Origin of the sequence: Bradyrhizobium sp. 23, from assembly GCF_023073295.1 — a bacterium.
In the GTDB taxonomy this organism is placed as follows: Bacteria; Pseudomonadota; Alphaproteobacteria; order Rhizobiales; family Xanthobacteraceae; genus Bradyrhizobium; species Bradyrhizobium canariense_D.
This window is the reverse complement of record NZ_JADPJF010000148.1, coordinates 124,347-143,890: the sequence shown is the minus strand read 5'-3', so window position 1 is coordinate 143,890 and position 19,544 is coordinate 124,347. Positions and strand designations below refer to the sequence as shown.

Annotated in this window: 18 protein-coding genes and 1 pseudogene; 6 read left to right on the top strand and 13 right to left on the bottom strand. The window is 63.1% G+C overall.

The window, feature by feature from the left end:
* The 6 genes and pseudogenes from IVB32_RS34015 to IVB32_RS33990 all read right to left on the bottom strand — a co-directional run.
* Nucleotides 1–159 (bottom strand): annotated as a pseudogene (locus tag IVB32_RS34015) (NAD(P)/FAD-dependent oxidoreductase); the annotation flags it as partial.
* 43 nt (nt 160–202) lie between these two features.
* The gene (locus IVB32_RS34010; protein WP_026233298.1) at nt 203–631 is read right to left on the bottom strand and encodes a globin family protein; all 429 of its coding nucleotides are present in this window, start codon (nt 629–631) and stop codon (nt 203–205) included.
* 119 nt (nt 632–750) lie between these two features.
* Entirely contained in the window at nt 751–2,130 is a 1,380-nt protein-coding gene (locus IVB32_RS34005; protein ID WP_018457089.1) for an MFS transporter, read from the bottom strand.
* Between the two features lie 338 nt (nt 2,131–2,468).
* Nucleotides 2,469–3,263 carry an ABC transporter ATP-binding protein gene (locus IVB32_RS34000; RefSeq protein WP_085362269.1) on the bottom strand — a complete coding sequence of 265 codons (795 nt, stop codon included), beginning with the start codon at nt 3,261–3,263 and terminating at the stop codon, nt 2,469–2,471.
* An 11-nt stretch (nt 3,264–3,274) separates the two neighbouring features.
* A complete protein-coding gene (gene ntrB / locus IVB32_RS33995; protein ID WP_247367073.1) occupies nt 3,275–4,171 on the bottom strand; it encodes a nitrate ABC transporter permease in 897 nt (298 codons plus the stop codon).
* A gap of 60 nt (nt 4,172–4,231) precedes the next feature.
* A complete protein-coding gene (locus IVB32_RS33990) occupies nt 4,232–5,551 on the bottom strand; it encodes a CmpA/NrtA family ABC transporter substrate-binding protein (protein WP_085352121.1) in 1,320 nt (439 codons plus the stop codon).
* Nucleotides 5,552–6,226: 675 nt separating this feature from the next.
* Here IVB32_RS33990 and IVB32_RS33985 point away from each other — a divergent pair.
* Both IVB32_RS33985 and IVB32_RS33980 read left to right on the top strand, forming a co-directional pair.
* On the top strand, nt 6,227–7,066 hold the full coding sequence (locus IVB32_RS33985; protein WP_018457093.1) for a formate/nitrite transporter family protein: 840 nt from the start codon (nt 6,227–6,229) through the stop codon (nt 7,064–7,066).
* A 55-nt stretch (nt 7,067–7,121) separates the two neighbouring features.
* Entirely contained in the window at nt 7,122–8,858 is a 1,737-nt protein-coding gene (locus tag IVB32_RS33980) for a bifunctional protein-serine/threonine kinase/phosphatase (protein WP_247300324.1), read from the top strand.
* Nucleotides 8,859–8,881: 23 nt separating this feature from the next.
* Here IVB32_RS33980 and IVB32_RS33975 read toward each other — a convergent pair whose 3' ends face one another.
* The gene (locus tag IVB32_RS33975; protein ID WP_247300278.1) at nt 8,882–9,556 is read right to left on the bottom strand and encodes an SDR family oxidoreductase; all 675 of its coding nucleotides are present in this window, start codon (nt 9,554–9,556) and stop codon (nt 8,882–8,884) included.
* 42 nt (nt 9,557–9,598) lie between these two features.
* A complete protein-coding gene (locus IVB32_RS33970; protein ID WP_247300280.1) occupies nt 9,599–10,468 on the bottom strand; it encodes an NmrA/HSCARG family protein in 870 nt (289 codons plus the stop codon).
* A 101-nt stretch (nt 10,469–10,569) separates the two neighbouring features.
* On the opposite strand from IVB32_RS33970, the gene IVB32_RS33965 reads away from it, so the two are divergent.
* Nucleotides 10,570–11,463 (top strand): LysR family transcriptional regulator, encoded by an 894-nt coding sequence (locus IVB32_RS33965; RefSeq protein ID WP_247300283.1) that lies wholly within the window; start codon nt 10,570–10,572, stop codon nt 11,461–11,463.
* A 30-nt stretch (nt 11,464–11,493) separates the two neighbouring features.
* Here the strand turns inward: IVB32_RS33965 and IVB32_RS33960 are convergent, their stop codons facing one another.
* Nucleotides 11,494–12,411 (bottom strand): intradiol ring-cleavage dioxygenase, encoded by a 918-nt coding sequence (locus tag IVB32_RS33960; protein ID WP_247300285.1) that lies wholly within the window; start codon nt 12,409–12,411, stop codon nt 11,494–11,496.
* A 171-nt stretch (nt 12,412–12,582) separates the two neighbouring features.
* Here IVB32_RS33960 and IVB32_RS33955 point away from each other — a divergent pair, with 171 nt between their 5' ends.
* Nucleotides 12,583–13,857, top strand: a complete 1,275-nt coding sequence (locus IVB32_RS33955) for a serine hydrolase domain-containing protein (protein ID WP_085352118.1) — start codon at nt 12,583–12,585, stop codon at nt 13,855–13,857.
* 49 nt (nt 13,858–13,906) lie between these two features.
* Here the strand turns inward: IVB32_RS33955 and IVB32_RS33950 are convergent, their stop codons facing one another.
* From IVB32_RS33950 to IVB32_RS33935, 4 genes are all read right to left on the bottom strand, one after another.
* Nucleotides 13,907–15,226: a TRAP transporter large permease gene (locus tag IVB32_RS33950; RefSeq protein ID WP_247412818.1), complete on the bottom strand. Its 1,320-nt coding sequence runs from the start codon at nt 15,224–15,226 to the stop codon at nt 13,907–13,909.
* A complete protein-coding gene (locus tag IVB32_RS33945; protein ID WP_026233300.1) occupies nt 15,223–15,738 on the bottom strand; it encodes a TRAP transporter small permease in 516 nt (171 codons plus the stop codon). The genes IVB32_RS33950 and IVB32_RS33945 overlap by 4 nt, the downstream gene beginning before the upstream one ends.
* 84 nt (nt 15,739–15,822) lie before the next feature.
* Entirely contained in the window at nt 15,823–16,821 is a 999-nt protein-coding gene (locus tag IVB32_RS33940; protein ID WP_018457102.1) for a TRAP transporter substrate-binding protein, read from the bottom strand.
* A gap of 374 nt (nt 16,822–17,195) precedes the next feature.
* Nucleotides 17,196–17,429 carry a hypothetical protein gene (locus IVB32_RS33935; protein ID WP_026233301.1) on the bottom strand — a complete coding sequence of 78 codons (234 nt, stop codon included), beginning with the start codon at nt 17,427–17,429 and terminating at the stop codon, nt 17,196–17,198.
* Between the two features lie 137 nt (nt 17,430–17,566).
* Here IVB32_RS33935 and IVB32_RS33930 point away from each other — a divergent pair, with 137 nt between their 5' ends.
* Nucleotides 17,567–17,911, top strand: coding sequence for a DUF1236 domain-containing protein (locus IVB32_RS33930; protein WP_018457104.1), 345 nt, complete (start codon nt 17,567–17,569; stop codon nt 17,909–17,911).
* Between the two features lie 346 nt (nt 17,912–18,257).
* Nucleotides 18,258–19,544: sensor histidine kinase (locus tag IVB32_RS33925; RefSeq protein WP_247412999.1), on the top strand; the 1,287-nt coding region annotated here is incomplete at its 3' end.

The window sequence follows — 19,544 nt, the reverse complement described above, 5'->3', positions numbered from 1 at the left end:
GGGTCGGAGCTCGATCTCGTGCGAGCCGGTCTCGCCGGCCAGCACGGAGGAGAGCAGAACACGGTTGTAAGCGAGCCGCGGCTCTTCGCCGATGACGGCGACCGCGTAGCGGCCGAGTGCGGTCTTGGCGAGCTCGTCGACCAGACGCGCGGCCGCCATACCGTTTCCGACAATGACCAGCGGTTCACTCACAACGCATCTCCTATTCAGCGGCCTGCGACTGTGCGCCGTAGGCCTCGGACATCATGTAGCCGGACAACACGCCGTAGGCGTCGGTCCAGGCGGTAGCGAGTTCGGGCGTCCAGGCCTCGCCAAGGCCCTTCTCCAGGGTCCACAGCAAGGTCGCGCCAACCACGGGGTAGTGCTCGGCCTTGGCGCCGTAGCCGACGTGACGCTTCGCAAGCGCGGAGGCCGCCGGAAGAATCGAGTCCAGATTCGACAGACCGCCGACGACGGCGGCGAGCATGCCCATCAGCTTCTTGCGCTGCTCGGTCATGTCCTCGGGGAACATCGCGCGCACGGATGGCGCCACCTCGAACAGGCGATCGTAGAACAGCACCGCGGCCTGCGCGGAAATCGGCGCGACCTTGGCAAAGCTCTGCTGCACGAGGGTGATCTGTTCCGGCGTCATGATGTTCTCCTGCCTGTTGGGTTTGCCTTGGTGCGCGCCATTGCGAACCAGGTTCATTGTCAAACTGTCGGGCAATGCTTCTCCCCGCGTATGGGGAGAAGCGAGATTCGTACCAAGTATTAGACACGCGCGCCGGCGAGGCTTGACGCGCCTTCGCCCTGCGGGCTGCGACGCAGATAGAACCACCAGGTCAGCGCGAGGCAGGAGGCGTAGAAGCCGAGATAGATCGCGAGCGCGAGCTGCGGCCCGCCGGTCAGCGCGATCGACTTGCCGAACCCGGTCGGGATCAGATAACCGCCAACGGCGCCGACCGCGCCGATGAAGCCGACCGCAGCACCGCTCTCGATGCTCGCCGTCTTCAAGGCGACCGCGCGCTCCGCATCGCCCTTGCCGCGCACCCTGAACAAATTCTGCTCGCGGAAGATCGACGGGATCATGCGGTAGGTCGAGCCGTTGCCGATGCCCGTCGTCACGAACAGGACCAGGAACATCGACAGAAAGCCGATGAAATCCTTGTGCCCGACGAAGTAGAGCACGCCGATCGTCGCGCCTGCCATGACAATGAAATTCCAGAACGTGATGACCGAGCCGCCGATCCTGTCGGCAAGCCAGCCGCCGAGCGGCCGCGACAGCGAGCCGACCAGCGGCCCCAGGAACGCGATCGCAATCGTCACTTGCGGGAACTGGGTCTTGATCAACAGCGGAAATGCAGCCGAGTAGCCGATGAAGGAGCCGAACGTGCCGATATAGAGATACGCCATGATCCAGGTGTGCTTGCGCCTGACCACGGCGAGCTGGTTCTTGATCGACGACTTGGCCGTGGTCAGGTTGTTCATGAAGAACACTGCGCCGAACACCGCGATCGCGATCGGCAGCACCCACATCAGGCCGGCGTTCTGGAGGAAGACGCCGTCGACGGGCGATGCCTGGAACAGGTTGATGACGGCGAGCGTCATCAGGATCGGGGTCAGGAGCTGCACGCTGGAGACGCCGATATTGCCGCCGGCCGCATTCAGTCCGAGCGCCCACCCCTTCATCCGGTCGGGGAAGAAGAACGAGATGTTCGTCATGCTGGAGGCAAAATTGCCGCCACCGAGACCGGCGGTCGAGGCAATCAGCAGCATCAGCCAGAACGGCGTGTCGGGCTGGCCGACGAAATAGGCCAGCGAAAGCGTCGGAATGAGCAGGATCGCCGCGCTGAAGATGGTCCAGTTGCGCCCGCCGAAGGTCGTCACCGCGAAGGTGTAGGGAAAGCGCATCAACGCGCCGATCAGCCCGGGCACCGCGACGAGCTGGAACAGCTGGTCGGTGGTGTAGTGGAAGCCCGCCTGCGGCAGCTTGGTGGTGACGATGCTCCAGATCAGCCAGACCGAGAAGCCGATATGTTCGGCCACGATCGACCAGATCAGGTTGCGTCGCGCGATAGTCTTGCCAGTCGCATTCCAGAACGCCTCATCTTCGGGGCGCCAGTCTGAAATCCAGGTTGGATTCTTCGTCATTGAGTATCCCTTCTTGCCTCACCGCTGCGTCGTTGCAGGCTCAGCCTCCGGCCACGGAGGCGCGCGCCGAGGCCAAGCCCCGGTGGCGAGTTCACGATGCTGATTGATGATGTTGAGGGACGTCGTCGTTGGCGTCGCGGTCGGTGTTTCAATTTCCGTGCCAACTGCGCGCATTCCGGAAACGCAGGAAATTCAGGAGCTTGTTCGTCGTGCCCCAAATTCTTGCAGCACTATTTCGCACGCAAATTTTGCGATTCGCTCAATCCCTGTGCGCCGCACAAGGATTGAGCTTGATGATTCAAAATTAGGCGTTGCGTGAGCACCTGTTGGTGACGCGCCTACGCGGCTTCGACGAAGCGATGACGCTCATAGAGGAATTCGAGCACGCGCTGCCGGCACTTCAGGTAAGTGACGTTGGTCGCGAGTTCGAGCCGCTTGCGCGGCCGCGCCAGCGGCACCTCCAGCACCTCGCCGATGCGCGCGCTCGGCCCATTCGTCATCATGACGATGCGATCGGACAGCAGCACCGCCTCGTCGACGTCGTGGGTGATCATCAGAATGGTGTTGCCGAGCTTCTGATGCAGCGCCATCACCGAATCCTGCAAATGCGCGCGGGTCAGTGCGTCGAGCGCGCCGAAGGGCTCGTCGAGCAGCAATACTTTCGGCTCCATGGCAAGCGCGCGGGCAATGCCGACGCGTTGCTTCATGCCGCCGGAGATTTCCGAGGGCCGCTTGTCCTTGGCATGGGCCATCTGCACGAGGTTGAGATTGTGCATGACCCAGGCGTCGCGTTCGGCGCGCTTCTTGGTCTTGGCGAAGACCTTGTCGACGCCGAGCCGGACGTTCTCGTACACGGTCAGCCATGGCAACAGGCTGTGGTTCTGGAACACCACCGCGCGATCCGGTCCCGGCGAGTTCACCTCGCGGTTCTCGAGCAGCACGCCGCCCATGGTGGCGTTGGTCAGGCCTGCGATGATGTTGAGCAGGGTCGACTTGCCGCAACCGGAATGGCCGATGATCGAGACGTATTCGCCCTTGTCGATGGTGAGATTGATATCCTTCAGCACCTCCGTGGAGGCTGCGCCGCGGGTGAAAATCTTGTCGATATGGTCGAGCTTCAGATAAGCGGTCATGTGCTTCCCCTTTAATTCAGCGCGGTGCCGCGGGTGACGATCTTGCCGGCGCCTGCGATCAGGCGGTCGAGCACGAAGCCGATGATGCCGACATAGAACAGCGCCAGGATGATTTCGCTGATATGCGAGGAGTTCCAGGCGTCCCAGATGAAGAAGCCGATGCCGACGCCGCCGATCAGCATTTCCGCGGCGACGATCGCGAGCCATGACAGGCCGATGCCGATGCGAAGTCCCGTGAAGATGTAGGGCGCGGCGGCAGGGATCATGATCTTGGCAAAGAACTCGAGCGGGTTGAGCTGCACCACTGCGGCGACGTTGCGATAGTCCTGCGGAATGTTGCGGATGCCGACCGCGGTGTTGATGATGATCGGCCAGACCGAGGTAATGAAGATGACGAAGATCGCCGACGGCTGGCCGTCACGGAAGGCCGCGAGCGAAAGCGGCAGCCAGGCCAGCGGTGGGATCGTGCGCAAGACCTGGAACAGCGGATCGAGCCCGCGCATGGCCCAGACCGACTGGCCGACTAGGACGCCGAGCGCGATGCCGGCGATGGCGGAGAGCGAATAGCCGAGCGCGACGCGCTGGAGACTGGCGGAGAGATGCCAGAACAGACCCTTGTCGATGCCGCCATGGTCGAAGAACGGATCGAGGATCAGCTCCTTGGTGTCCTTGAAGACTTTTGACGGCGGCGGCAGCGCCGAGCCGGCGCGACGGCAGACCAGCTCCCATATCAGCATGAGCAACGCGACCACGACGAGCGGCGGGATGACGCGCACGGCGGTCTCCCGCGCCATCCGCGCGTAAGTCTCCGATCGCGGCGGCCGCTTCAGTGTCATCGCGACGACCGGCGCGGCAGCGCTCGCAGGCTTCGCGGTCTCAACCTCGATCTTCGTGGCGGGCATGTTCATCGCAATATCTCTCCGGCTGCAAAAGACGATGCGGCCGCCCGGAGGCGGCCGCTGGCGCCATCAGACTTCGACGCGCTTGATCGCGAGCGACTTCAGATAGGCAGCGGGATTTTCCGGATCGAACACCTTGCCGTCGAAGAAGGTCTCCTTGCCGCGCGACGTAGAGGCCGGGATCTCCGCACTTGCGACGCCGAGCGTCTTGGCCGCATCGCGCCACATGTCCTCGCGGTTGACCTTGGCGATCAGCGCCTTGGTGTCGAAATTCGCCTCGTACTTGCCCCAGCGGATGTCCTCCGTGAGGAACCAGAGGTCGTGGCTCTGGAACGGATAGGAGGCGAAGTCGCGCCAATACTTCATGATGTGCGGGGAGTTCTCGACCACCTTGCCCGGGATGCCGTAGTCGAACTTGCCAGCGGTGCGGTCGAGCACGTCTTCGACGGGGCAGTTCATCCACTGCCGCTTGCCCATGATGGCGGCAAGCTCGGCCTTGTTCTCGGCCTTGTCCGACCATTGCTGCGCTTCCATCACCGCCATCAGCAGCGCCTTCGAGGCCTTTGGATATTTATCGACGAAGGCGGCGCGCATGCCGAAGGATTTTTCCGGATGCTTGTTCCAGAGTTCGCCGGTGTTGATGGCGGTGTAGCCGATGTTCTGATGGATCAATTGCAGATTCCAGGGCTCGCCGACGCAGAAGCAATCCATGGTGCCGACCTTCATGTTGGCCACCATCTGCGGCGGCGGCACCACGATGGTCTCGATGTCCTTGTCGGGATCGATCCCGCCGGCGGCGAGCCAGTAACGGATCCAGAGGTCATGCGTGCCGCCGGGGAAGGTCATCGCGGCCTTCACGGCCTTGCCCGAGGCCTTCTTCTTCTCCAGCGCCGCCTTGAAGGGCGTGGCGTCGACGCCGAGCTTCAGGTCGGCATATTCGTTGGCGACGGAGATGCACTGGCTGTCGAGATTGAGCCGCGCCAGGATGTACATCGGCGTTGGCTGATTGTTCTGCGTCACCTTGCCGGCCGAGATCAGATACGGCATCGGGGTGAGGATGTGCGCACCGTCGATGCCGTTGCCTTCTGAGCCGAGCACGAGATTGTCCCGCGTGGTGCCCCAGGAGGCCTGCTTCTGCACGTCGGTGTCGGGCATGCCGTATTTGGCGAACAGGCCCTTGTCCTTGGCGACGAACAAGGGGCCGGCATCGCTCAGCGCGATGAAGCCGAGCTTGGCACCCTTGACCTCGGGGCCGGCGTCCTGCGCGAAGGCGCCAGCGGGGAAATTGAGTTTTACGGCGGCCAGGAGTGCGGCGGTCGAGCCGGCGGCCTTCAACAATTGACGGCGGCTGAGGCCAGTGTCCGACGGCCGGCGGGTGCGCTTGGTCATAGGCGATATCGTCCTTTGCGTCGTTGCAGAATGATTGCGTCAGTGCACACGAGCAGCCCATCCGGTCCGGTGACGCCTGAAGCAGCGCATGCGAACGCGCGACGGGGAGACCCCCGTCTGGTGACGTCGGCAATTCGGATGAGAAGTCTCGCGGGACGGCTTCAATGGCGTCGGCCTGGAACTATTCAAGCTTCATGCCAAGCGCCACAACGCAGAAAATCTCGAAAGATCAATACGCTACAGGCAGCGCGCCAGTCTGTCGCAGGCCCGTTCCGCTCGCGAAATTTGCGGCCTGCTCAATATTTGTGCGGCGCACAACAGTTGTGCAGCAGCTCAAGCAAAAGGCCGCATCAAGCGCAAAAGCCGGGGCAGCCAAAGCTCTATCAGATTGATGTTGCTTGCTTTTTATGAGCCCAGCACGCGGCACGCAACTTGCTTCTCCATTTACGTCAATGAAGACTGCGGCTTTGCCGCATTGATGCAGGCGCTGGCGGCTGCATCCCGGAAGCTCAACTGCTTCGCGGCCCTCCTCGGCTCGGTCGTCGTGACGCAATCCCAAAGGCTTCCAACTCTCCATCGCCTCGTGCGCGGCAGGTCAGCCCGCACGGGCAGTGACGTTCAATCGCTCTCGCAGGAGGGCGAGATCTCTTTCTTAGGAAGCAAAAGGAACCATCGATGTCGTATCTCGCGCCTTCGGAATTCGTCACCAAGATGGTGGATGCGGGCGAGTCCAAAGTCTTCATGTCCACCCGGGATACCATCATCCGCGCCTACATGGCCGGCGCCATCCTGGCGCTCGCGGCATGGTTCGCCGTCACGATCAACGTGAACACGGGGCAGCCGCTGATCGGCGCGCTGCTGTTCCCGGTCGGCTTCGTCATGCTGTATCTGCTGGGCTTCGACCTCCTGACCGGCGTGTTCGTGCTCTCCCCGCTCGCCCTGATCGACAAACGCCCCGGCGTCACCATCGGTGGCGTCTTGCGCAACTGGGGCCTCGTCTTCGTCGGCAACTTCGCCGGCGCCTTCACCGTGGCCTTCATGATGGCTTTCGTCACGACCTTCGGCTTCACGCAGGACCCCGATAAGATCGGCACCGCGATCGGCAATATCGGCGAAGGCCGAACGCTGGGCTACGCTGCGCATGGCGCGGCCGGCATGGCGACGCTGTTCCTGCGCGGCATGCTTTGCAACTGGATGGTCTCGACCGGCGTGGTCGGCGCCATGATCTCGACCTCGGTCCCCGGCAAGGTCATCGCGATGTGGATGCCGATCCTGGTGTTCTTCTACATGGTGTTCGAGCATTCCGTCGTGAACATGTTCCTGTTCCCGTCGGGCCTGATGCTGCACGCAAAATTCTCGATCATGGATTACCTGATCTGGAACGAGATCCCGACCGTGCTCGGCAACCTCGTCGGCGGCCTCGCCTTCACCGGCATGACCCTCTACGCCACGCACGTCATGACCAAGCCGAAGCGCCAGGCCGGCAAGGCCACGTCGCCCCGCGTCGCGGCCTGATACGTCTCGACAGGAGAGCCTCGCCCGATCAGGGTGAGGCTCCCCTTTGCCGGTGATGACGATGACCCGCGGACTTCAGATCTCGGTCGGCCAGCATTCCGACAAGGGTCGCAAGCCCATCAACCAGGATTTTCACGGCGTCCTCGTTCCGGACGAGCCGATGCTCAGCCTGAAGGGCATTGCGGCCGTCCTCGCCGACGGCATCTCCAGCAGCACGGTGAGCCAGATCGCCAGCGAGTCGGCGGTCAAGAGCTTCCTGATGGACTATTATTGCACGTCGGAATCCTGGACGGTGAAGACCTCCGCCCGCCGCGTGCTGGACGCGACCAATTCCTGGCTCCACGCGCAGACGCGCAAGAGCCAATATGCCTATGACCGTGACAAGGGTTATGTCTGCACGCTGAGCGCCATGGTCATCAAGGCGACCACCGCGCACATCTTCCACGTCGGCGACTGTCGCGTCTACCGCGTGGCCGGCAAGGCGCTCGAACAGCTGACCGACGATCACCGGATCATCGTGTCCTCGGAGCAGACCTATCTCGGCCGTGCGCTCGGGATCAATCCGCAGCTCGAGATCGACTACCAGAGTTTCGAGATCGAGACTGGCGACACGTTCCTGCTGGCGACCGACGGCGCCTATGAATTCGTCGACGCGCGTTTTGTCACGAGTGCGCTCAGCGACCATGCAGCCGAGCTCGACGGAGCGGCGAAGGCGATCGTCGAGGAAGCCTACCGGCGCGGCAGCGACGACAACATCACAGTCCAGATCCTCCGCATCGATGCGGTGCCGCAGCGCGAGCCGGCCGGCATCTTCAACCAGACCTCCCAGCTGCCGCTTCCCCCGCTGCCGGAGCCGCGGGCCATCTTCGACGGCTACAGAATCGTCCGCGAAATCCACGCCAGCAGCCGCAGCCATATCTACCTTGCCGTCGACGCAGTGACCGAGGAGCCGGTCGCGCTGAAGCTTCCGTCGATCGATTTGCGCGACAATGCCGCCTACCTGAAGCGCTTCCTGATGGAGGAGTGGATCGCGCGCCGGATCGACAGCCCGCACGTGCTGAAGCCGCTGTCGCAGTCGAAACGGCGCGGTTACCTCTACGTCGCGACCGAATTCGTCGAAGGTCAGACCTTGCGGCAATGGATGACGGACAATCCGCGCCCCGATCTCGAAACCGTGCGCGGACTGGTCGAGCAAATCGCCGCGGGCCTGCGCGCCTTCCACCGCATGGAAATGCTGCATCAGGACCTCAGGCCCGACAACATCCTGATCGACAAGACCGGCACCGCGAAGATCATCGACTTCGGATCGGTCAAGGTGGCAGGCGTCGCGGAAGCCGCCCCGCAGGACGAGACCGACGAAATTCTGGGAACGGTCCAGTACACGGCGCCGGAATATTTTCTTGGGCAAGGCGGCTCGCCGCGCTCCGACATGTTTTCGCTCGCCGTGATCTGTTACCAGATGCTGACGGGAAAGCTTCCCTATGGCACCCAAATCGCCAGGATCCGGCGCAAGGCGGACGTGCGGAGGCTCAAATACCGCCCGGCCGATGACGACAGCAACGTGCCCGCCTGGGTCGACGGCGCGCTCAGACGTGCGCTGCATCCGGATCCCTACAAGCGGCACGAGGATCTGTCCGAATTCGTCTTCGAGCTTCGCACACCCAATCCGGCCTATCTCGACACGCGGATCACGCCGCTCTTGGAGCGCAGCCCGCTGATGTTCTGGAAATTGACCACGGCGGCGCTCGCCTGCGTCGTCGTGGTCCTGCTTGCGATGTTGCACGCGCGCTGATCCGGGTGTCGCCACGCAAAGCATCACCACGTGATCAGCGGAGACCGATGCAGCCAGGTATCGGCGCGCACTTGATCCAGCACGAATGTCGCAACGTCTTCGCGCGCGATGCTACCGCCATGGAAGCCCGAAAGATCCGTCAGGGCCCGGACCGAGCCGCGGCCGGGCTTGTTGTTCAGGATCGAGGGGCGAACCAGGACCCAGTCCAGCCCGCTGTCTTTGACGATTGCTTCCTGCCGGTCCTTGTCGGTGTACACCTTCTTCAGGAGAAGCGGAAAGATCACATTGTCGGCGACAAAGCCGCCGTGCCCGGCACTGTCGCCGGCGCCCATTCCGGTGATGCAAACCAGCCGCGAGACCTGCTCGGCCTTCATCGCGCTCACGAGTGCGCGCGTCGCGGTCGAGAGAAGCGTCACCTCGCGGAACGGGCTTACCGGTGTACCCAGCGCACTGACCACGGCCTCACGGCCTTTGAGGGCTGCGCGCAGGGCTGTTTCATCGCGGGCGTCTCCGACGATGAGCTTCGCCCCCGTGATGTCACGTGCCTTCTCGGCGGAACGCACCAGCACGGTGACGTCGTAGCCTCGCGCCACCGCCTGGTTGACGATCAGGCGACCGGTGGCACCGGTCGCTCCAAGCACCAATATCTTCGTCGCACCTTGCGGATCCGCCGGAACAGTGGCGATTGAAGAGGTCATGATGGGAGTCCTCGTTGTCGTGATGGGGACGTGCCCATGCCGTCAGGCAGAGGCCGCGATTTCGGAGACGAAGTCGCGATAGGAGCGCAGGGGGCGGCCCAACAACGCGGTCAGACGCTCGACGTCGCCGGCTTCGGGGACCATTCCCTCGGTGAGGAAACGCTCGCTCATCAGCCGCATGTCGTAGGCCATCCAGCTCGGCATGAACTGCCGGAGATTCTTCTCGAAGCCGGCGGTATCGTCACCGGGATAGGCGACCGTGCGGCCCAGCACCTCCGACCAGACCGCGGCGGCTTTCGCGCCGGTCAGCGTATCAGGACCGACGAGATTGATGCGCGTGAGCGGAAGCGGTGATGCGGCGCGCTCACGACGGATGAGCTCGAGGGCCGCGATCTCGCCGATGTCGCGCGCATCGATCATCGCGAGCCCCTTGCTCCCGATCGGCATCGGATAGATGCCGTATCCGGTCACCACGTCCTTGATCGTGACGTCGTTGTTCATGAAGTACGCCGGGCGCAGGATGGTGGCGTTGAAGCCCATCTGCTCGATCATCCGCTCGACGCCGAACTTGCCGGCAAAGTGCGGGACGTTCACGTAACGATCGCTGTGGATCACCGAGAGGTACACGACCCGCTCGACGCCAGCCTCGCGGGCGACGTTGAGCGCGATCAGCGCTTGCGTGAATTCATCCGGCACCACTGCGTTGAGCAGGAACAGGGTCGAGACGCCCTTGAATGCGCTGGGGAGCGAGTCGACGTCGAGCAGGTCGCCCTGCACGACGGTGACGCCTGCCGGGAGGTTTGCCTTGGCTGGATCGCGGGCGAGAGCACGGACATCGGCGCCGCGCTTGACGAGCTGTTCGACGACGTGGCGGCCGATGGTGCCGGTTGCACCGGTAACGAGGATGGTCATGGGGATCACTCCGGGTTGGGTCAGAAGACACCCGGAAATTAGCGATCCACAAACGAACCGATAGCCGCTATATCTGGACAGACCGTCTCACTGGTGGAACGATGGACCTGCTCGCACTCGCCGATTTCAATCTTGTCGCCCGGCACGGCGGGTTCGGACGGGCCGCGCGGGCCGCCGGACGCCCGAAAGCCACCCTGTCCCGGCGGGTCGCCGAGCTGGAAGCCGCGCTTGACCTCCGCCTGTTCGAGCGTGGCGCGCGGGCCCTGAAACTCACGCAGGAAGGACGTGCCCTTTACGAGCGGACGGGAGCCTTGCTCACAGAGCTCGACGAGACGGCGACAGCGATCGCGTCGGGTGGGGACAGGCCGCGGGGGCGCTTGCGGATCAGCGCGCCTATGCTGTTCTCGCAGACTGCAATGGGAAACCTCGCGGCCGGGTTCGCGCTCAGATACCCGGAGGTCCGTCTTGAGGTCACGACGGAAGATCGCTCCGTCGACATGGTGGAGGAAGGGTATGACCTCGTCATCCGGGTCAATCCCGATCCAGATGACAGCCTTGTCGGACGAATTTTTCTGCGCGATCGGCTGGTGGTCGTGGCAAGCCCGGACCTGAAACGACCGAGGGAGGGTATCGCTGTGCCGGCTGTCATGCGCGGACCAAGCGACCAGCTGACAAGCTGGGCAGTGACGATGCCAGGCGGAAGATCGCGGATCGCGATTGATCCGGTCCTTCGCCTGTCATCGCTCGTCATGGTCCGCGACGCGGTCCGGGCCGGCGTCGGCGCCGCGCGCCTTCCGGTGTCACTGGTCAGTCACGACCTGACTGTCGGCACGCTGGTACATTGGGGCGACATCGACGGACCAGAGATCGCGTTGTGGACGCTCTATCCATCACGCCGGCTCCTGAGCGCGCGGGTATCCGCCTTCCTCGACTTCATGAAAGAAGCCTTTCCGATGGGGACGCCTGACGAGCTGGCAGCCTTTATCGGGAGATGAGGCGCGGCGCTCGCCGCTCGCGCCTCACGGTCAGGCCGGCTCCTCCGCCTTCATCCCTAGCGGCTTCGGCGCCATGCCGCCGCCGGGCTTGAGGTGGAATTCGTAGCTCATCAGGTGCCACTGCCCGTTGGCCTTGGTGCCGTCGGGCATCGCCGCATCGTTGCGCGGCTCGACCTTGGCGACGAGGTCGTCCTTCACGCCGAACACAACGTCGGAATCCAGATATTTGTCGCCGTCCATGAAGACGTGGGTGATCAGCGGCTCGTAGCCCTTGGCATTGACCAGGAAGTGCACATGCGCCGGGCGCATCGGGTGGCGGTTGGTCTGCACGATCATCTCGCCGACCGGCCCGTCGGTCGGGATCGGGTAGCTGCACGGCAAGATGGTGCGGAAGAAGAAGCGGCCGTCGCTGTCGGTGATGAAGCGCGCCCGCGCCGAGGCGCCGACCTCGTCATAGTTCGGCTTCTGCGAGTCGTAGAAGCCGTCATCGTCGGCATGCCAGACGTCGACGGGGACATTCGCGAGCGGCTTGCCCTTGAGATCGGTGACACGGCTCTGCACGAACATCCGTTCGCCGGTTTGATTGTTCGGAGAGATGTCGGTGCCGTGCGCCGTCACCTTGTGCTCGCCGACATAGAACGGCCCGAGCACGGTAGTCTGGGTGGCGCCCTCGCGCTCGCGGTGGTTGACCGCATCGACCAGCATGGAGACGCCGAGGACGTCGGACAGGAGGATGAATTCCTGCCGGGTGTCCGTGCATTTCTGGCCGGTGCGGGTCAGGAAATCGATGGCGTATTCCCACTCCTCGAAGGTGAGGCCGGTCTTGGTCACGTAATCGTGCAGCGACTTCACCAATTCCTGGAGCAGGAATTTCGCGCGGGGGTCGGGTGTCCGGTCAAAGCTCCGGACGACGGCTTCGGTGAGTTCGGTCTCGTTGAACTGGGTCATGGTGCGTTTGCCTGCGTTTTCTCATTGGCCCGTCGGGGATCTTTTGGGCTGCTTGGAGGCGTTCCAACGTGAAGCCTACACCAAACAGCCGGCCGGCGTTAAGCGCGACCGGGTTGGAATGAGACCGCCATATCGGCTATCAACGTCGGACAAAACTGCCCGGAGGAACTGATGCTCGCCCCCACCCCCGCCTCGCCCGAATCCGTGGGCATGTCCAAGGCCGCGCTCGACCGCGTCGATGCGCATCTGAAGAGCCGGTACATCGATGCCGGTCGCTTCCCGGGCACGCATCTCCTGGTCTATCGCCGTGGCAAGATCGCCCACAGTACGGTGCAGGGTTTTGCCGACGTCGAGCGCAAGCTGCCCGTCAAGGACGACACGATCTATCGCATCTATTCCATGACCAAGCCGCTCACCAGCGTCGCCTTCATGATGCTGGTCGAGCAAGGCCTCGTCGCGATCGATGAGCCGGTCGCCAAGTACATTCCGGAATGGAAGGATCTCGGTGTGTTCGTCGCCGGCACTGCGCCTTCCTTCCTGACCCGGCCGCCGTCGCGGCCGATGCTGATCGTCGACCTCCTGCGCCACACCTCCGGCCTCACCTACGGCTTCCAGCAGCGCTCGAACGTCGATGCCGCCTACCGCGCCGAAAAGATCGGCGAGGTCGAGAAATCCGGCACGCTCCAGACCATGATCGAGAGCCTTGCAAAAATCCCGCTGGAGTTCTCGCCGGGCGAGGCCTGGAATTACTCGGTTTCGACCGACGTGCTCGGCTACCTCATTGGCAAGATCTCCGGCATACCCTTCGAGCAGTTCCTGAAACAGCGCATTCTCGATCCACTCGGCATGACCGACACTGATTTCCACGTGCCGGCTTCCAAGGCCCACCGGTTCGCTGCCTGTTACTCGGCCGACCCGGGTGGCGGCATGACCTTCCATGCCGGCCAGCGCCGCGAGGGCCTGACGTTGCAGGATGATCCAACCAAGAGTTCGTTCCTCTCACCGCCGTCCCTGATTTCGGGCGGCGGCGGGCTGTGCTCGACGACGGCCGACTATCTCACCTTCTGCCGTGCGCTGCTCAATGGCGGCGAACTCGGCGGCGTCAGGTTGATCGGGCCGAAGACGCTGGCGCTTATGACGACCAACCACATTCCGGGTGGACGCTCGCTGCCGGAAGTGTCGCGCTCGCTGTTCGCGGAAGCCGCCTACAACGGCATCGGCTTCGGCCTCGGCTTCGCCGTGACGATGCGCCCGGCCGAGACGCTGGTCGCCGGCAGCCCCGGTGAATACAATTGGGGCGGCGCGGCCACGACTTCGTTCTGGATCGACCCGGCCGAAGAATTGATCACCATCTTCATGACGCAGGTGCTGCCGTCGAGCGCCTACCCGCTCCGGCGCGAGCTGCGCAGCATGGTCTACGCTGCGATCACCGAGAGCAATCTCTGAGAAAAATGCACCGATTCCGCGGCATCAGAGCCGCGGGATCAAGCCCCGCTCATTTCAACATCTCCGGCACGATCAGGCGCGGCAGGAACAGGGAAACGCTGGGCCAAATAATGAGCGCCGCCAGCACGAGCAGCATGGGGATCAGCATGATCACCGTGTCCTTAAGCGCATAGCGCAGCCGTACCCCGGCGATCGAGCAGGCGATCATCAAGCAGAGGCCATAAGGCGGCGTCACCAATCCGAAGGCGAGCGAGACGATCGAGATGATCGCAAACTGCACCGGATGAAGGTCGACCGATTTCGCCAGCGGTTCGAGAACGGTGCCGACGATGATGATCGCCGGAATGGCGTCGAGGAAGCAGCCCACCACCAGAAAGCAGAACGCGATGAAGAAGCCGGCCCCGATCGCGCCCATGCCCCAGGTCGAGACGTTAGCCAGCAGTTCCTGCGGAATCCTGTAATAGGCCAGCAGCCAGCCGAACGCGCTCGCGGTACCGACGCAGAACAGCGCCACGCCGGCAAGGCGCCCGGTATCGAGCAGCGCCTTGTAGAGTTCGCGCGCGCCGGTTTCACGGTAGAAGAACGTCGACAGCGCCACGGAATAGAGCACTGCGACGCAGGCGGATTCGGTCGCGGTGAACCACCCCAGCAGGATGCCGCCGACAATGATGAACGGCGTCATAAGCGCCGGTATCGAGCGCCAGATGGCGCAGCACATCTCCCTCCAGGTGTCCTTCGGATAGGTCGGATAGCCCCGGCGCACGGCATAGATATGCACTGTTGCCATCTGCGCGCCCGCGATTAGCAATCCCGGCACGATGCCTGCGAGGTACATCGCGGCGATCGAGGTCGAGATCAGTCCGCCCCACACGATCATCAGGATCGAGGGTGGGATGATGACGGCGAGCACGGCCGAGACCGCGGTGATGGCGATCGAGAACGAGAGGTCGTAGCCCTCCTTGGTCTGGGCATCGATGAATATCTTGGACTGGCTCGCCGCGTCCGCGGTGGAGGATCCGGAGATGCCGGCAAAGAACACCGACAGCACCACGTTGATCTGCGCCAGCGACCCCGGCCAGTGCCCGACCATCGAGCGGGACAGCGCGACCAGCCGGTCGGTGATGCCGCCGATGCTCATCAGATTGGCGGTGAGCAGGAAGAACGGGACCGCTAGCAGGATGAATGAATTGTAGGCGTTGAAGGTTTCCTGCGCGAGCGTCATCAGCGACAGATGCGGCTCGATCCGCAGGATCGGCACGCAGGCAAGGCCAAGCGCGAAGGCGACCGGGACGCGGATGATGAGCAGGCCAACGAAAGTACCGAACAGGACCATTGCGGCCTGCCCGGCAGAAAGAACATTGCCGCTCATTGATTTGCCCCAAACAAAATCCGCATCTCGTCGACGATCTGTTCACCGGCGAACACGATCCAGGTCACGCCGGAAATCGGCCAGGCGACGTGGATCAGCCAAAGCGGCAGATCGGCCAGCTCCGAAGTTCTGTTCCAGGCAAAGCGGGTGAACTCGATTCCGGCGGTTACGAACACCAGTGCCAGCGCCAGCACGCCGAGCCGCGCGAGAATCCGGACCATGGCTTCGCTTCGGCGTGACAGGTCAGGCCAGACGTCGACTTCAAAATGCTGCGACTCTCTGATGCCGACCATGGCGCCAATCATGATCGTCCAGATGAACATGAACCGCGCCATCTCCTCGGTCCAGATGTAGGACGGAATCAAAGGCGTGTAGCGCGAGATGATCTGCAACGTGACCGGAATGACCAGCATACCGACGGAGGCGGCGAGCAGGATTTCCAGCAGTTTTGCATAGGCCGCCGTTGCTCGGCGCCATGGCGACGGGTTCGGTGGCATCGATATTTCAGTCATCACGACTCCGGGGGATCACAATCACGCAATGGGGCAAGCCGTCTGGCTTGCCCCGACGTCCTGTCGCGTGGGCGGCGACAGTTTTCAGACGACGTTGATCTTCTCGAAAATGCCTTCCGCGCCAATTTCCTTGGCGTAGGTGGCCATCACGGGATCGGCGAGCTTCTTCATGGCGTCCCGTTCTTCGAAGGGAACGCGCTTGAGCTTCCCGGCCTTCTCCAGCGTGTCGAGCTTGACGACTTCTTCACTCGACTCCAGTTGTCGGCCGTAGTCGCCGGCCTCCTTGCCGGCCTTCATGATCGCGTCCTGCAACTCCTTCGGCAAGGTCTTTAGCGTCTTCACCGAGAAGCAGATCGGCCGGATCGACACGGCGTGTTGGGTCAGGTTGAGATGCGGAGCCACTTCGTAGAACTTCATCGCCTCGACGCCGGCCGCCTCGTTCTCGCCGGCCGCAATCACGCCGTTCTGGATCGCGTTGTAGATTTCGTTGTAGGCGATCACCGTCGGGCTCATGCCCACGGCCGCAAAGGTCTTCGACCAGATCGGCGCGCCCTGTACGCGCACCTTGAGTCCCCTAAGGTCGGCGAGAGTCTTGAGCGGCTTGTTGGCGAAGATATTGCGGATGCCACCGCCGGAATAGCCGATCAGAACGACCTCGGCCTTGGACGCGACTTCGTCGGCGATCGGCGCCAGGATATTGGCTTCGACGACCTTGTTCATGTGGTCGATGCCCTTGAACACGAAGGGCGCGTCGATGAACGGGGCCGCCTTGGCGAAGGTCGACATGTGAGCCGGCGAGACGATGCCGTAATCGACGGCTTTGCCCTGCGACATGTACTCGAAATATTGCTTTTCGAGGCCAAGCGAGGAATTCCTGTGCAGTGTGAAGTTGACGGGCTTGCCGTAGTACTTCTTGACCAGCTCTTCGAACCGGAGCAGGGCCCGGTTGAAGGCGTGGTCGTCGTTGAACTGGACCGCGCCGTTCAATGTGATCGGCGACTGTGCCCTGACGATTGACGGCATGCCCATCGCAGCCGCCGCAGTGGTCGCGCCGAGCCCAGCGAGAAATGATCTTCGCTTCATCGTCTCCCCTCCTTTTGATGCTCCGGCCCTGTCGCCGGGCCGTGAGCGCAGCCGGTATGCGGCTTGCGAGTGGGAAGCGTATGGAAAACCTCGGCGGGACGGAAGTCATTTCACGCGCGCGGGAGGCCCTCTTCGTCGCAGGGCCACCCCTTTCGCGAACTGCTGCACTGCAACTTGCGCTCCTGCCGGTGCGTGGCAGGCCGAGGGGAGCAGCCTCTCTTAGCAGACAGACGGCGTGCGGGCCCGTGCGCTGCACGCACAGACCCGCCTTCCACTGCCGCTTAGTGCATGTGGCCGATCAGATAGATGCCGCCGCCGATCACCAGCACGGCCGGCACGGCCCAGAGAATCAGAACTGGCATTTGTCATCCTCCTCAGTTGGACGTGCAGACCTTGACGGTCTTCATGCCGGCTTCAGCTTCGGTGCGCGATTTGTAGATCGCGCCCGATGGGCTGACGACGGTCATGGACGTGTCCGTCGGCTTCTTGTCGACGATTGTGCACTTCTTCGTCTTGACGTCCTGCACGACATAGAACTCGTCGGCCGCGAACGCCGGCAGGGATATTGCGGAAAGCATCAATGCTGCAGTTACTATCTTCAACTTCATTTGTAGTCCTCCTCCAGAGCCCGAGCCGTCAGCCCGGTCATCTACAAACGGGAAAAAGCGGCAATTAGTTCCCTGAGCCGGGAACGCTGTCCGCAATGAGGGGTTGTTGCGGCGCATGTTCAAACGAGGAGAACGAGATGAAGAAGTTGTTCCTGCTTTCCGCCGCGGCGGTCCTGATGTCGACCGGTGCTTTCGCGCAATCGACCGTCGTGACGACGACCGGGACGGGCCACGCGGCGGCCGTCCAGATCGAGCCGCAGTACCGAACCAAGATCAAATCCTACGTCACCGAGCATCGCATTCGCCCGGTGACCACGAAGGAAAAGATCGTTGTCGGTGCGGCGGTGCCGAGCGACGTCGAGCTTGAGGCCGTTCCCGCAGACTGGGGTCCGTCGCTGACGAAGTATCGCTACGTCTACTCCGGCGATCGCGTGATGCTCGTCGATCCCGGTACGCGCACGGTCGTTCAGGAAATTGATTGATCCAGGTGTAAGGGGGCCGCCTTGAGGCGGCCTCCCTCTCTGGGAGTTGACATTATGAAATCGCATCGAGAGGCCCGGATCGCCGGGCTCAGCCTGGCGGCCGTGTACGCCATGTGTCTCCTACTGACCGCAATCAGCATGAGCTGAGGCGCAGCCGCGGACCGCGCTGCAAAATCTTCTTCCTGGGCGGCGCGTCCGAACGCAAAAATTATTGGCGTAGCGCAAATCCCGCCCCTATGGTCTCCCAAAATCATAAATCCGGCGCTCCCCTGCGCTGGAACCGGGACGCCCGCGTTTGTCAAAGCTCACTTTGCCGGTCCGGCTCGCTCTTCTGGTGACGGGAACGATGTTGCCGCTGATCGTCTTCGCGGTCGGCATTGCCGTCTACAATTACAAACAGGACCGCAACGACGCGACCCGCCGCGTGCTGGAGAATGTGCGCAGCATGCGCCTCGTGCTGGACTCCGAGGTGCAGCGGATGACCGGCGGCCTGCAGGTGCTTGCACTGACGAATTCGCTGCGCAACGACGACTTCCAGAGCTTCCGCCGCATCGCGCTCGGCTTCGTCGACCAGTACGGCAAAGGCGGCCTCGTGCTGATCTCCGATCGCAAGGGCCGGCTGTTGTTTTCCTCCGCGACCGAGGACACCGCAAGCCTGCCGCCACGCGGTCATCTTGAGATCATCGAGAAGGTGTTTGCGACCAGGTCGCCGCAATATTCCGACCTGTTCACCGGCGCGATCAACGGCCGGCAGGTGCTTACGGTCGAGGTTCCGGTGCTCCGCGACGGCGAAGTGATCTACGACCTCTGCTTCAGCCCGCCGGTCAGCACCTTTCAGGACCTGGTGGAAAAGCAACGGCCCGACCGGGATTGGACGGTCTCCCTGCTCGACACCAAGGCTATCGTGTTCGCGCGCACGCCGAACCCTACGGAGATCTTTGGCAAACGGGCTACCGGCGCACTGTACGAGAGTATGTTGCGCACGCCGGAAGCCGCACTCTCGACGGTTTCGCTCGACGGCGTCGCGTTGTCCACCGTCTATACGAGGTCGCGGCTGACCGGCTGGACCATCGTGGCCGGCGTCGCCGAGACCTCGCTAATCGCTCCGCTCTGGCGCAACATCGCGATCACCAGTTTTATCGGCGGCGTCCTGCTGCTGACCGGCCTGACCTTCGCGGTCCGGATGGCGACCACGATCGCGCGCGGCGAGATGCTGCACGATCTCCTGATCGACGAGCTCAACCATCGCGTCAAGAACACGCTCGCGTTGATGCAGGCGATCGCGGTGCAGACCTTCCGCAGCGCCAGCCGGGACGAGCGGGTAAAATTCGAGGGCCGGCTCGGCGCGCTGGCCGAGGCGCATAATTTGCTCAGCCAGGAGAAATGGGCGGGCTCCGAGCTGCGGGACGTGATCGCCCGCGCGCTCCAGCCGTTCCTGCTGAATAATCCGGAGCGCATCCGCATGGCCGGACCCGCGGTGCCGCTGTCGCCGCGGCTCGCCGTGGTGCTGTCGATGATCGTGCACGAGATCGCCACCAACGCGGCGAAATACGGCGCGCTATCCAACGAGACCGGCCGGGTGACGCTGGAGTGGCAGGTCGTCGCCGATGCGCCGAAGCCGCGGCTGCGCCTG

What these genes read in the sequence shown, in the direction of transcription:
- IVB32_RS34010 (WP_026233298.1), bottom strand. Translation starts at nt 631, where the DNA reads ATGACGCCGGAACAGATCACCCTCGTGCAGCAGAGCTTTGCCAAGGTC.
- IVB32_RS34005 (WP_018457089.1), bottom strand. Translation starts at nt 2,130, where the DNA reads ATGACGAAGAATCCAACCTGGATTTCAGACTGGCGCCCCGAAGATGAG.
- IVB32_RS34000 (WP_085362269.1), bottom strand. Translation starts at nt 3,263, where the DNA reads ATGACCGCTTATCTGAAGCTCGACCATATCGACAAGATTTTCACCCGC.
- ntrB (WP_247367073.1), bottom strand. Translation starts at nt 4,171, where the DNA reads ATGAACATGCCCGCCACGAAGATCGAGGTTGAGACCGCGAAGCCTGCG.
- IVB32_RS33990 (WP_085352121.1), bottom strand. Translation starts at nt 5,551, where the DNA reads ATGACCAAGCGCACCCGCCGGCCGTCGGACACTGGCCTCAGCCGCCGT.
- IVB32_RS33985 (WP_018457093.1), top strand. Translation starts at nt 6,227, where the DNA reads ATGTCGTATCTCGCGCCTTCGGAATTCGTCACCAAGATGGTGGATGCG.
- IVB32_RS33980 (WP_247300324.1), top strand. Translation starts at nt 7,122, where the DNA reads ATGACGATGACCCGCGGACTTCAGATCTCGGTCGGCCAGCATTCCGAC.
- IVB32_RS33975 (WP_247300278.1), bottom strand. Translation starts at nt 9,556, where the DNA reads ATGACCTCTTCAATCGCCACTGTTCCGGCGGATCCGCAAGGTGCGACG.
- IVB32_RS33970 (WP_247300280.1), bottom strand. Translation starts at nt 10,468, where the DNA reads ATGACCATCCTCGTTACCGGTGCAACCGGCACCATCGGCCGCCACGTC.
- IVB32_RS33965 (WP_247300283.1), top strand. Translation starts at nt 10,570, where the DNA reads ATGGACCTGCTCGCACTCGCCGATTTCAATCTTGTCGCCCGGCACGGC.
- IVB32_RS33960 (WP_247300285.1), bottom strand. Translation starts at nt 12,411, where the DNA reads ATGACCCAGTTCAACGAGACCGAACTCACCGAAGCCGTCGTCCGGAGC.
- IVB32_RS33955 (WP_085352118.1), top strand. Translation starts at nt 12,583, where the DNA reads ATGCTCGCCCCCACCCCCGCCTCGCCCGAATCCGTGGGCATGTCCAAG.
- IVB32_RS33950 (WP_247412818.1), bottom strand. Translation starts at nt 15,226, where the DNA reads ATGAGCGGCAATGTTCTTTCTGCCGGGCAGGCCGCAATGGTCCTGTTC.
- IVB32_RS33945 (WP_026233300.1), bottom strand. Translation starts at nt 15,738, where the DNA reads ATGACTGAAATATCGATGCCACCGAACCCGTCGCCATGGCGCCGAGCA.
- IVB32_RS33940 (WP_018457102.1), bottom strand. Translation starts at nt 16,821, where the DNA reads ATGAAGCGAAGATCATTTCTCGCTGGGCTCGGCGCGACCACTGCGGCG.
- IVB32_RS33935 (WP_026233301.1), bottom strand. Translation starts at nt 17,429, where the DNA reads ATGAAGTTGAAGATAGTAACTGCAGCATTGATGCTTTCCGCAATATCC.
- IVB32_RS33930 (WP_018457104.1), top strand. Translation starts at nt 17,567, where the DNA reads ATGAAGAAGTTGTTCCTGCTTTCCGCCGCGGCGGTCCTGATGTCGACC.